General features: G+C 63.0%; 10 protein-coding genes. 6 read left to right on the forward strand and 4 right to left on the reverse strand.

The window, feature by feature from the left end:
* The first annotated feature begins 5 nt into the window (after positions 1 to 5).
* Entirely contained in the window at positions 6 to 305 is a 300-nt protein-coding gene (locus ACFCW2_RS11955; RefSeq protein ID WP_379546660.1) for a DUF1467 family protein, read from the forward strand.
* On the opposite strand, the gene ACFCW2_RS11960 is transcribed toward ACFCW2_RS11955, so the two are convergent.
* Complete coding sequence (locus tag ACFCW2_RS11960; RefSeq protein WP_379546661.1) at positions 302 to 2,944, reverse strand: ATPase; 2,643 nt, start codon at positions 2,942 to 2,944, stop codon at positions 302 to 304. The two genes, ACFCW2_RS11955 and ACFCW2_RS11960, sit on opposite strands and share 4 nt — an antisense overlap.
* Positions 2,945 to 3,015: 71 nt before the next feature.
* Between ACFCW2_RS11960 and ACFCW2_RS11965 the strand changes: the two genes are divergently transcribed.
* The 4 genes from ACFCW2_RS11965 to ACFCW2_RS11980 are packed head-to-tail and all read left to right on the forward strand — an operon-like array spanning position 3,016 to position 6,975.
* On the forward strand, positions 3,016 to 3,315 hold the full coding sequence (locus tag ACFCW2_RS11965) for an Hpt domain-containing protein (protein ID WP_379546663.1): 300 nt from the start codon (positions 3,016 to 3,018) through the stop codon (positions 3,313 to 3,315).
* 58 nt (positions 3,316 to 3,373) lie between these two features.
* Positions 3,374 to 4,546 (forward strand): hypothetical protein, encoded by a 1,173-nt coding sequence (locus tag ACFCW2_RS11970; protein WP_379546664.1) that lies wholly within the window; start codon positions 3,374 to 3,376, stop codon positions 4,544 to 4,546.
* A gap of 24 nt (positions 4,547 to 4,570) precedes the next feature.
* Entirely contained in the window at positions 4,571 to 5,593 is a 1,023-nt protein-coding gene (locus tag ACFCW2_RS11975) for a hypothetical protein (protein WP_379546665.1), read from the forward strand.
* The gene (locus ACFCW2_RS11980) at positions 5,590 to 6,975 is read left to right on the forward strand and encodes a sensor histidine kinase (RefSeq protein WP_379546667.1); all 1,386 of its coding nucleotides are present in this window, start codon (positions 5,590 to 5,592) and stop codon (positions 6,973 to 6,975) included. Before ACFCW2_RS11975 ends, ACFCW2_RS11980 begins: the two co-directional genes overlap by 4 nt.
* Here ACFCW2_RS11980 and ACFCW2_RS11985 read toward each other — a convergent pair.
* The 3 genes from ACFCW2_RS11985 to gltX are packed head-to-tail and all read right to left on the reverse strand — an operon-like array spanning position 6,972 to position 9,950.
* Complete coding sequence (locus ACFCW2_RS11985; protein ID WP_379546668.1) at positions 6,972 to 7,178, reverse strand: hypothetical protein; 207 nt, start codon at positions 7,176 to 7,178, stop codon at positions 6,972 to 6,974. The two genes, ACFCW2_RS11980 and ACFCW2_RS11985, sit on opposite strands and share 4 nt — an antisense overlap.
* Positions 7,179 to 7,193: 15 nt before the next feature.
* Positions 7,194 to 8,480 carry a citrate synthase gene (locus ACFCW2_RS11990; RefSeq protein ID WP_379546670.1) on the reverse strand — a complete coding sequence of 429 codons (1,287 nt, stop codon included), beginning with the start codon at positions 8,478 to 8,480 and terminating at the stop codon, positions 7,194 to 7,196.
* Positions 8,481 to 8,519: 39 nt separating this feature from the next.
* On the reverse strand, positions 8,520 to 9,950 hold the full coding sequence (gltX, locus tag ACFCW2_RS11995; RefSeq protein ID WP_379546672.1) for a glutamate--tRNA ligase: 1,431 nt from the start codon (positions 9,948 to 9,950) through the stop codon (positions 8,520 to 8,522).
* 32 nt (positions 9,951 to 9,982) lie between these two features.
* Between gltX and ACFCW2_RS12000 the strand changes: the two genes are divergently transcribed.
* On the forward strand, positions 9,983 to 12,193 hold the full coding sequence (locus tag ACFCW2_RS12000) for a ComEC/Rec2 family competence protein (RefSeq protein ID WP_379546674.1): 2,211 nt from the start codon (positions 9,983 to 9,985) through the stop codon (positions 12,191 to 12,193).
* Positions 12,194 to 12,273 lie beyond the last annotated feature (80 nt).

A 12,273-nucleotide genomic window follows, 5' to 3' on the forward strand; every position in this document is an offset into this window, starting at 1 on the left:
GCACGATGGCGATCACCTCGATATTGGCGATCTATTTCCTGTTCTGGGTGATGTGCGCCTTCATCATGCTCCCCTTCGGCGTGAAAACGTCCGAAGAGCTGGGGCTGGAGAATGTACCGGGGCAGGCCGAGAGTGCACCGGCCAATTTCCGCCCGGGGAAAATTGTCTTGCGGGCGACCATCCTTTCGGCCGTTCTCACAGCGTTGTGGGTGCTCAATTACGTCAATGGCTGGGTCGGTGTGGAAGTGTTCGATATCTTCGAACGGCCGGGCCATCTGGTGCTCGAGGACGAGCCAGCGAGTTAATCCTCGCGCAGCCGCTCGATCGCCTGCGCCAGCACCACGTAGAGCTTGCCCATATCCGAACTGAGCAGGGTGACGCCCAGCGCGTTGCCGTCGCGGGTGGACAGCATGGTGCGCAGCATCGCCTCGAAGTCGTGGATGTAGCGGCTGACGTGGTCCTGGAAATCGGGGTCGCTGTCGTACAATTCGGCCACATCACGGGCTTCGGTATTGCCCACCAGATTGACGGCGCGGCGGGTGAAGATGCCCCGGTCCCCGCGCAGATAGGATGCCCACGCCATATCGGTGACGTCGGTAGACAGGGCCTTGGCAATATCGATTGAATTCGAATTGAGCGCTTCAGTAATCAGTGCAACGCGGCGCGCGAAGTCATTATCGACCTGCTCCTCCGCACGCTCGCGCGCCAGCGCCACGCGGTTTTCCAGATTGCCGGCAAGCTCGTTCACCATGGAGAGCTGGTCCCGCAGTTGGATCGCCGCCTGCCGCGCTGTTTCGGCAGCCTTGGCAGAGGCTTCGTCCAGCGCCGCGATGCTGCGGCTTGATTGATCGCTGATCGCTGTGTCGATGGCCTGCGCGGTTTTCTCGCCGATCCGGTTGGTGATAAGGTCGAGGCGTTTTTCGCTTTCGGTGTCCGCCAGCGACAGTGCGTCGCGCGCCTTTGTGTCGAGCTCGCTGATAGCAGTGCGCAGGGCAGTTGCGGTGCGCTCGCCCGCCGCATCGCCATCTTTCTCCAGATTGGCCAGTGTTTCGCGCAAGGCCTCCAGCTCGCGCGTAAAGTTGCCGCGCATCTCGCCCAGTCTCTGGTCCAGCGATGTCAAATTGGCGTCGACCTTGTCGGTTTCCTCGCGTGCGGCAAGCACGTAATCGGAAACGCTACGGGACCGCTCGCCAGTGCTGTCGAGCAGCGCCTGCAGAGCTTCACCCGCTTCGTGCGTCGCGACAAGGCGGCGTTCGGCTTCCTCAAGGGACGTCGGGAGAATTTCACGGCTGTGCTCCGATCCTGCCTGAATGAGTTCGAGCAGGCGCACGCTGCCCTCGGTCAGGTCCTCGATTGCCGGAGCCAGATTGTCCGCATCCTCGCGCGCATTGGCGAGCCGGGCGGCGACAGCGGTGCCGCTGGCTTCCAGACGTTCGTGCGCGCCCTCCGCCTGCGCCGCCAATTCTTCGGACCGGGCAGCCAGCGCTTCGATCTGTGCAATACTTGCCTCGGCAGCTTCACGCATAGCCGCAGCGGCGGCATCCTGCCGGGCACGGCGCTGGTTCAGGTTTTCATCCAGCGTATTGAGCCTGTCGGTCATGGCCGTGATTGCGGCGTCCTGCGAGGCCGCCACATGCTCATCGCGCGTCGTAAGGCGCTCAGCAAACGCCGCATCACGGTCGATCATCGCCGCATCGACGCGCTCGGCCTCGGCATGCAATTCGGCCAGTTTCGCCGAGGCGCTTTCGAGCGCCTGCGCATCCAGCGCTTGGATTTCCTCGATCGCCTCTCCCAAGCGTTCGCGCAACGCCGCCGCCTGCCGGGACCAGCTTTCGCCGGCTTCTGTCTCTGCAGCCCGCAAGCCAGCTGAAACCGACTGGCTCTCGTCTGCGAGGCCGGCCAGACGTTCGCGCATCGTATCGAGTGCCGATTCTTCGGCTTCACCCAGCTGCGCGCTGGCGGCGGCAATTTCCTCGCCAAGACTGTCCATCCGGCGGCGCATAGCCGCCAGCGTTTCGACTTCGCGGCTATCCATCTCGCTGCGGAATGCATCGCTGGTTTCGCGCAATGTGGCAAAGCGCTGCTCTGTCACATTACCCATATGGCTGGCCTGCGTCTCGAACTGGGCGAGCGCTGCATCGATCCGTTCGCTGAGCGAAGCGACTTGCCGTTCGCTGGCCTGCCCGAACACATTGAGCCGTTCGAATCCGCTGATTAGCTTCTCCAGCTGGGCACTGGCATCCTCGCCCGCTGCGCCAATCTGATTGGAGGTATCGCGGGCGGAATTGGCGATCACCGGCAGTTCGTCGCGCAGGCGGTCCATATTGACCAGCGCCGTTTCGCTGACACTGCCGATTTGCTCCACCGTCTGGTGGTTCTCACCAATCAGGGTCTGGAGGCGATCCGCATGCTCATTGATGCGCGTGCCCGCCACGCGCCCCAGCGTTTCCAGCTCCCGCGTTTCGGCCGAGAGGAACTCGCGCGCGAGGCTCAGCTCGCGGTTCACGGTCACCAGACGCTCTTCCAGCTGAGCGGATTCACTCGAAAGCGCATTGGCCGCATCGGCAAAGCGGTTCGCCTCTCGGGTGCTGCTGCGCATGACGATGAGCCACAGGCCGATTACCAGCAAGACAGGCAGCGCCCAGTCGCCGATCCAGTCGATCCATTGCTGCGAACTGGCCCCTGCCAGAATTTCCGCCCGGTGCGTCCAGCCGAAAAAAGCGGTCCAGCCGACGACGGTTAGCAAAGCCAATGTCGGCCATATCCATGTCAGGCCGGAGCGCGTTGGACGATAGCTGTCCTCCTCCCACTCATCCTCGGCAGCGGGATAGCTATCGCCATCCCCGTCTGCTTCAGGTGTTGGAAGGGCGATATCCCCGGCGTCCTGCGCCTCGGTATCGTCCGGCTCGGACCCAATGGCCCGGATATGTTGACCCCCGCTCATGCCCGCGCATTTACCATAATTCGTCGGCCAAGAAACCCTGTCTTAACCATTGAAACCTATGGGCAATGGTCATGGCATTTGAAAACGCCCCTTTTTCAGCAACTTTGGCTGCAGCCGCTGGTGAAGACGCTGCGCTGCACGCCGAGCTGCGCAAGGCGTTCCGCGAAAGCGTTGCACAGCAGATCGATCTTCTGCGCCGCGCACGCTGTGACGGGAACTGGCTGATTGCGGCCCAGCGTATCAAGGGCCTCGCCGCCAGCTTCCACGCCGAACCCCTGATGGTGCTGGCCGAAGAAGCCATTGAATGCGCGCCGGGCGATCCCGTGACTTTGCGGCGACTGGACACATTCCTCAAAGATTTCGACAGCTAAGGCGGTTTTGCTGCAACGCTGCTTGGCAGCGGGCAGTGTCGGGATTATCGCGGAGCCCATGGAACCGGGCCGTGATGTAATCGCCTTGCTGGCGCTTGACGATCAAGGGACTGTGCCTTGTGTCAATCGTGCGCGTTTTGCTTCTACCCCCCTGATTGTGCGGCAGGTTGACCTTGCGCTGGCACTGGGTTGCAAAAGCCTGATCCTGCTCGCCCGTTCTCCCTCGGACCATGACGCACTGGCCGCGCAGCATCTGGCGGAGGCGCAGGGCATGCGGTTTCACCTGCTCACGCGCCCGCAGCAATTGCCGTCTCTGGTCGGTGAGGACGCAGAGCTTGTGTTGCTTGCACCGGGCGTTCTGACATCGGACGCGCGGCTGCTCGAGGATTTGCTCGGCACGCAGGGGCTGGCGACGGTCCCGGCGGAAAGTGATGCGGCCAAGGGGTTGGAACGGCTCGATCTCCACACCGCGTGGGGTGGGGCGCTGCGCATGCCGGGTGCCCTTGCGGCCCAGATCGAACCCCTCGGGGCTGACTGCGAATTGCTGAGCGCTTTGCCGCGCATTGCCCGCAGTGCCGGTGTCGCCGAGCGGCCCCTACCGGAAACCGCGATAGAGAGCGGGGCCTGGCTGATGGGCCAGTCTGAAACGGGGGTTTTGCCGAGCGCCAATTCGCCGGGCAAGGAAGTCAGCGACCCGGTGGTCCAGCCGAGTGCGCAGGCTCTCGCGCGCAAAAACTGGCCCGATACTGTTCCTCTCGCAGCAGCTTCTGTGCTGGTCCTGGCGGCGATGATCATCCTTTGGTTTGAACGGTCTGCAATCGCGATTGCCGTGCTGGCCCTCGCGATGCTGGCTTGCTCGGTCGCCCAATTGCTTCGCCAGCTGGAAGATCCGCTGCGCCTTTCGGGCGGCGCCCATTCGAAATGGGCAGGAATGGTCGCTTTGTTGCCTGAAGCGGCAGCCGCGGGTGCCCTTGGTCTTGCGCTTGCCCATGAGAGCGATGCGGTTCCGGCGATTTTTGGCGCTGCCACCGCCTTGGGGGCAAGCTGGCTTTCGAGGCGCACACGGGTGAGCGATCTGGAAGGCCTGACATCCGGCGCGTTCCTGTGGCTGGGGATCGCGGCTCTTGGCGCAATCGGGCTGTGGTGGTTGGCAACAGGCTTGGCAACAGCGGCAGCCTTGGGGGCCATCGCCTTGGAATTGCGGCGTTTGCGGCGCATAACGCGGTCTTAACCATAGCGGGCTATGCGGGAATCTATGAGTGAACCGTTTGCACCTTCCGGATCGGAAAATGCCGCGTCCGCGTCCCCTGTCGAGGACGTGATGCGAGCTGAGCTGGCCTATGGCGATGCCAGTCTGGGTACCGTTGGGCCTATCCTTGGCCATCTGGTCGTCAGCAGCGATCACTCGTTGTTCAGCGATGAAATGGTTGCGCGCGTGCGCGGGATGCTTGGCAATGTTGCCCGCCAACTCATCGATATCGAGACGGCGCACCTGCCGGTTCCGGCAGAGTCCGAGGCGCAAGACTACGAAGACGATGCGGACGCGGCGCAGGCAACGCAGGACGGCACTGACGAGAGAATTGCAATGCTCGCTCAGGCCATTGCGGGCGATCAGGCATTTCTCCAGCACTGCCATTCGCTTGCGATCGAATTCCAGCTGGCAGAGCGGTTGCAAAGGCGCAGCAATATCGACCCTGTGCTCACCCCGCTGATGCAGTCCATGGTTGCCGACAAGGACAGCAAGACCGCGAGTGCGGCGATGGCTACTCTGGCAGCGCAGGCCCGTTTCATGCAGCAGCAACGGCGGATGGAGCTACCGCTTGGGGAGCTTCCCACGAGCCTGGCCGAGCACGCGTTGCAATGCTGGCGCGCGCAGACACAAGTCACCGAAGCTCACATCGTGGCGCAGATAAGTGCGGCGCAAAGGAGCCTTATGGACGAGGATCGCGCGCGGCTGTCCCTGATCCGGCAATTGATGGATTCGATCGGACGCGGTTCGGCCGGCGGCGCGGTCAGCTGCCTTTCGTTGCCGCATGCCGGGGCGTCGATTTTCCTTTCGGCCTTGGCCCAAACCGCTGGCATTTCCCGCGAGGATTCCGCCATCCTCACCAATGACCGGCAGATGGCACGCCTGGCGCTCTCGCTGCGTGGCGCAGCCCTGAAGGTGACATCGATCGAAGAGCAGTTCCATTATCTGCACCCCGATATCGAGCTGCCGGATCACTTCGACTCCATCACACCCGAGCGCGCGCGGGCTCTTCTCGGTCCTGCCCGATGACCGGGGCGCAGACGACCAGCGCGGCCTCTGTCCATGGGCGGACCGATGCCGATGACCGGCTTGTTTTTGCCGATGAGACCTTGGCAAGCCTGCAAACGCGCTGCGGTGGTGATCTGCCCGGTGTGATTGCCGTGCCTGAACTGCGCGAGCTGGTTTCGAAAACCCGCCGCTTTAAAGCGCGGCTCGCCCGCGAAATCCGCGCATTTGATGGCGAAACCCATATCCGAACTTGGGCCGAGGCCAGCCCGGATCGTAGCGGTCAGGGATGTCTCATCTCATTGGCGAACTGGCGCAAGGCCGCTGCCAGCACCAATCCGGAATCGGACGAATTGCGCCGCAATGCGTGCGACCGTGCGACTGCCGACGCGATTGTCCGGCTCGATAAATCCCAGGCGGTTATCCACGCGGTTGGCGAGGCGCGCGATCTGGAAGCGGTCATTGCGGCAATGAACGATGGGCAGGGGACCCTGTGGACCGAGTTTGTCGAGCTGGAAGGGGTCGAGCATCAGCAACCGCTTCATTGGCGGCTACTGGATGGCGCGCGGGCGCGGGTCGAGCGCAGTGGCCGACATTTTACCACGCGTCTTCTCCCGCTGGGCCGCACCGATCCCGGCAGCGAAGGGTTCGAACTGCTGCTGATCGCCGACGAACCTTTGCCGGCGATGGACGACATTCAGCATATCGCAGCAGCCACTCCCGAACCGAAGGATGGCTTGTCGGGCGAGTTGGGCCCGGTTTTGCGCCAGCCGATTTCGCGCATTATCGCCAATGCCGAAACCATTCGTGCACGCCTCGCGGGGCCGCTGGCCGACGAATACAGCAATTATGCTGCCGATATTGCCACAGCGGGGCAGCATCTGCTGGCGCTGGTCGATGATCTCGCCGATCTGGAGATTGTCGAATCCGAAGGGTTCACCACCGCCCCCGATGCGATCGATCTGGTCGAAGTTGCCCGTCAGGCAACCGGCATTTTGGGGATGCGGGCCCGCGAGAAGCAGATCGAACTGGTGCTGCCTTCTGACGAGGCAAAGCAGCGTGCCACCGGCGAATTTCGCCGCGTCCTGCAAATTCTGCTCAACCTTATCGGCAATGCGATCAATTACGCGCCGCCGGGGACGAGGGTTCTGATCGAGACCGGAGCCGGGCAAGGTTCTGCGACAATCAGTGTCACCGACAGCGGGCCAGGCATGACGCCCGACGAAGCAAAGCGGGTGTTCGACAAGTTTGAACGCCTCGGCCGGAGCGGTGATGGCGGATCGGGGCTGGGTCTTCACATTTCGCGGCGACTGGCAGAGGCCATGGGCGGCGACTTGTCTGTCCAAACCGCCGAAGGCGAGGGCGCGCGCTTCACGCTGACCCTGCCTCTCAACCCCAAATCCTAGCGGTTGCCGCTGCGCCTCAGCAGGGCAAGACAGGCGATTCCCGCGAGGCCAGTAAGCCCGCCTATAGCCAAAAAGCCACGATTACCCGCGATGAAGCTGGTCGCCGGATCACCGACGAGCCCAGCCGCCTGTAGAACCCACCAGACACCCGTCAGCAACAGCGTGACACCGGCCACCTGCAAGAGGAAGCGCGGCACACGCATGTCGCTCAGACGTCCTTAGCGCTCGCCAACCGGAACGTAGTCGCGCTGCGTCGGGCCGGTGTAGAGTTGGCGCGGACGGCCGATGACCTGACCGGGATCAGAGATCATCTCGTTCCACTGCGCGACCCAGCCCACGGTCCGCGCGAGCGCGAACAATGCGGTGAACATGGTCGTCGGGAAGCCGATCGCATTGAGGATGATGCCGGAATAGAAATCGACATTCGGGAAGAGCTTCTTCTCCTTGAAGTAATCGTCGTTCAGGGCGATTTCCTCAAGCTTCAGAGCCACTTCGAACACCGGATCGGTGACGTTCAGCGCTTCGAACACTTCACGCAGCGTTTGCTGCATGACGGTCGCCCGCGGATCGTAGTTCTTGTACACGCGGTGGCCGAAGCCCATCAGACGGAACGGATCGTTCTTGTCTTTCGCACGCTCGATATAATGCGGGATCTTGTCCGGCGTGCCGATTTCCTGAAGCATGTTAAGCGCGGCTTCGTTGGCGCCGCCATGCGCCGGGCCCCACAGGCAGGCAATGCCCGCTGCGATACACGCGAACGGATTGGCGCCAGATGAACCGGCAAGACGCACGGTCGATGTCGACGCGTTCTGCTCGTGATCGGCATGCAGGATGAAGATCCGGTCCATCGCACGTTCGATCGCGGGCTGGACTTCATATTCCTCTGCCGGAACACCGAATGTCATGCGCAGGAAATTGCCGGTGTAGCTCAGCGAATTATCCGGCTGCATCATGGGCTGACCGACGGAATATTTATACGCGGCAGCAGCAATCGTCGGCATCTTGGCGATCAGACGGTGGCTGCTGATCTTGCGATGTTCCGGGTCGGAAATGTCGGTGCTGTCGTGATAGAACGCGGAAAGCGCGCCAACCACGCCGCACATGATGGCCATCGGGTGCGCATCGCGGCGGAAGCCCTGATAGAACTGGCGCAGCTGGTCATGCAGCATCGTGTGGCGGGTGATGGTGTAGGTGAAGTCGTCGAGCTCTTCCTGCGAGGGAAGCTCGCCGTTCAGCAGCAGATGACTGACTTCCATGAAGCTGGAATGTTCCGCCAGCTGGCCGATGGGATAGCCGCGATGCAGCAGGACGCCTTCATTGCCGTCGATATAGGTCAGCGCGCTCTCGCAGCTCGCCGTGGATTTGTACCCGGGATCGAAGGTGAACGCGCCAGTCTGGCCGTAGAGTTTGCGGATATCGATGACATCCGGCCCCACGCTGCCCTTCAGGACTGCATAGTCGTGTGCATTGCCACCAACGTCCAGTGTTGCCGTATTGTCCGCCACCCGCGTTTCTCCTTCAAAAATCTCTTTGCGTCCGCTGTTTCAGCCGTTCGGCGTCGCCTGTGCGTCGATCCGCGCCAGCGACTCCTCTCTGCCGAGCAGGACGAGTACGTCGAAAATTCCGGGGGACGTGGTCGTCCCCGTCAGCGCCGCGCGCATGGGCTGCGCCAATTTGCCGAGGCCCAGCTCGAGGCGCTCTGCAAGCGCTTTGGTAGTGGCTTCGAGGGCCTCGATTGTCCAGTTATTTTCCGCCTTTAGGGCCTCTGAAATCTGTACTAATCTTGCGCGCCCATCCTCATCGAGCAGTTTGGCGGCTTTCTCGGTCATCTCGAGAGGACGCTTGGCGAACAGAAAGCGCGCGCCATCGCTCAGCTCGTGGACATCCTTCGCCCGCGGCTTCAGCACATCCATCGCCTGTTCCAGCAGCGCGACGTCGGCATCGGCGCCCTGTTCGTCTGCCACCAACTGCGCCAGCCGGGCATTGTCAGCCTCGCGGATATGGTGCCCGTTGAGGTTGAGCAGCTTCTTCGTGTCGAAGCGCGAGGCACTTTTGCCCACCGCGTCGATATCGAACAGGGCAATCGCCTGCTCTTTGGTAAACTCTTCCTGATCCCCATGGCCCCAGCCGAGGCGGAGGAGGTAGTTGAACAGCGCCTCGGGCAATACGCCCAGCTCGTCGCGGTAGGCCTCTACGCCCACCGCGCCGTGGCGTTTCGACAGTTTGGCACCGTCCGCCCCGTGGATCAGCGGGACGTGGGCATAGACCGGCGCGTCCCAGCCCATCGCGTGGATAATCGGCAATTGGCGAAACGCGTTGTTCAGGTGATCGTCGCCGCGGATGATGTGGGTGCAGCCCATGTCATGGTCGTCCACCACCACGGCGAGCATGTAGGTTGGCGATCCGTCGGCGCGCAGAAGGACGTAATCGTCGATTTCCGCATTGGCGACGCGGACCTCGCCCTGAACAGCGTCCTGAATCACCGTTTCGCCGTCGGTGGGCGTCTTCAGGCGGACCACGTAAGGCGTGCCTTCGGGCGCTTCTCCGGGATCGCGGTCCCGCCAGCGGCCATCATAGCGCATCGGCTGCTTGGCCGCGCGCTGCTCCGCCCGCGTTGCTTCCAGTTCTTCCGGAGTGGCGAAGCATTTGTAGGCATCGCCCGATTCCAGCAGGGCCAGCGCCACTTCGCGGTGACGGTCGGCGCGCTGTGACTGGAACACTGGCTCTTCGTCATAATCGAGGCCGAGCCAATCGAGTCCCTCCAAGATCTTGTCGATGGCATCCTGGGTCGAGCGTTTGGCGTCGGTGTCTTCGATTCTCAGCAGCGCCTTGCCGCCGTGATGGCGGGCGAACAGCCAGTTGAACAAGGCCGTGCGCGCTCCGCCCAAATGAAGATAACCGGTGGGGGAGGGCGCAAAACGCGTGACTACTCCGCCTGTCGTGCCGCTGGTCATATGGTCGCTTTCGCTTGCCATCGGGGGCAGCTTCCTTTTCTAGTTCACATCTGATGGCATCGGGTGGGGCAACCGAAGTTCCGCTGGGAAGCGGAGAAGCCGTGCCGGGCGATGCTGCATTGCAGCACAGGCCTTGGCAGGGGCGCTGGCGCTTGTCCAGCGTGGGCGACACGCTCGAGAACGGGCTGGAGGACGCCGGGTTCGAGCGCGCGCCGTGGCTGGCGGTGGCGCTGGCCGCAGGGGTCGCGGCATGGTTCGTGCTCGATGCGCCGTGGCAATGGGCTGCGGCGATCGGCGCAGGCCTGCTGCTCGCCCTGACCGGATGGCACTGGACCACGCAAGAAGAGCGCGTCCGTCTCGGCATGGCGAGCATTGGCTTGGGGCTGGCATTTGCGCTGGGGGTGGGCCTGATCTGGAGCCGGTCGGCTGTGGTCGGCGCAGAGGCATTCGAATACCCGCGCGTGATCCAGTTCAACGGGCAGATCCTAGACCGCGAAGACCAGCCATCGCGCGATCGGATCAGGCTGGTGCTGGCGATGCGCGATGCGGAGACAGGGCAGGCGCGCAAGGTCCGGGTCAATCTGGATGCCGAGGACGCGCGGGACACCTATGTCGAAGGCGCAGTGGTGCGGCTGCGCGCCCGTCTGATGCCCCCTGCGCCGCCAATGGTTCCGGGTGCCTATGATTTTGCCCGTGCTGCCTGGTTTATGGGGTTGGCAGGGACCGGATCGGTCATCGGACCGGTCGATCTGGTCAGTCCCGCTCCACCGAATTCGGACCCGATCAGCGCGTTGCAGCGCATCTTGTCGGCCCATGTTCGCGCCAATGTTTCGGGCTCTGAAGGAACCATCGCAGCGGCTTTTGCCAGCGGGGACCGGGGGGCAATCGCCGAGCGTGACGAGGAGGCGATGCGCGATTCGGGGCTGACCCATTTGCTCTCGATCAGCGGGCTCCATGTGAGCGCAGTGATTGCGGGCGCGTATTTTTTGGCGATCAAGCTGCTGGCTCTTTGGCCATGGCTGGCCCTGCGCGTCCGACTGCCGGTTGTCGCGGCGGGGATCGGGGCGCTGGCGGGCATAGGCTATACCTTGCTGACGGGCGCGGAGGTGCCCACGGTGCGAAGCTGTGCAGCGGCCTTGCTGGTGCTGGGCGCGCTGGCGCTCGGGCGGCAGGCCTTGTCATTGCGCATGGTCGCGCTGGCAGCGGCATTCGTGCTGTTCCTGTGGCCGGAATCGCTGGCCGGTCCCAGTTTTCAGATGAGCTTTTCCGCGGTGCTGGCGATCGTCGCTTTGCACAATTGCGACCCGGTGAAGGAGTTTCTGGCCGCACGGGAGGAGAGCTGGCTTGCCCGCACGGCGCGGCGGGGCACGATGCTGCTGGTCACGGGGCTGGTTATCGAGTTCGCCCTGATGCCCATCGTCTTGTTCCACTTCCACCGGGCGGGAGTTTACGGCGCATTTGCCAATGTGGTGGCGATCCCGCTGGTGACGTTTGTTTCGATGCCCTTGATAGCGCTGGCGCTGCTGCTTGATCTGGTGGGCCTGGGCAAACCGGTCTGGTGGCTGGCGGAGTTCTCGCTCGATCAGCTGCTCGACATTGCCCATTGGACTTCGGCGCAGCCCGGTGCGGTAAAGCTGTTGCCGCAAATGTCTTACGCTACTTTCGCCATGTTTGTGACTGGCGGTTTGTGGCTGGCCTTGTGGAAGGGGCGCAAGCGGGCATTGGGGCTGGTCCCGGCGGCTATCGGGACGGCCATGATGATCGCCACGCCCGTTCCCGATATTTTGATTTCGGATGACGGGCGTCATGTCGGCATTGCGGGCGAGGATCGGCGATTGCTGATGCTGCGGGAGAGCCGGTCGGACTATGCGCGCGAGAATCTGCAAGAGATGGCCGGCACTTCGGGCGATGTTGTGCCGCTAGCTGACTGGGAAGGGGCCGAATGTTCGCGCGATTTCTGCGTCATCGCGATCGAGCGGGGCGGGCGGACTTGGCAAATATTGATGGCCCGCAGCCGCGATCTGGTGAGCGAGCGCGCCCTTTCCGCTGCCTGCGAGCGCGCAGATATCGTGGTGGCGGATCGTTATCTGCCGAGATCGTGTCTGCCGCGCTGGCTGAAGGCTGATCGGCGGACTCTGAGCGAGAGCGGCGGTCTGGCGATTGTTCTCGCAGACGAGACAATCACCCGAGTGGCGGACACCCAAGGACAGCATGGCTGGTGGCGCGGGCGAACCGAAGGCTTTGGGGGCGGAAACCCAAGGTAAACTGGCACAATTCTCTGTCATGAAAACAAATCCGGCCAGCGGTCCTTGAACCGCTGGCCGGATGTTATCTGCCTGGGGCC

The organism is Qipengyuania algicola (genome assembly GCF_042492175.1).
Lineage (GTDB): Bacteria > Pseudomonadota > Alphaproteobacteria > Sphingomonadales > Sphingomonadaceae > CAJXSN01.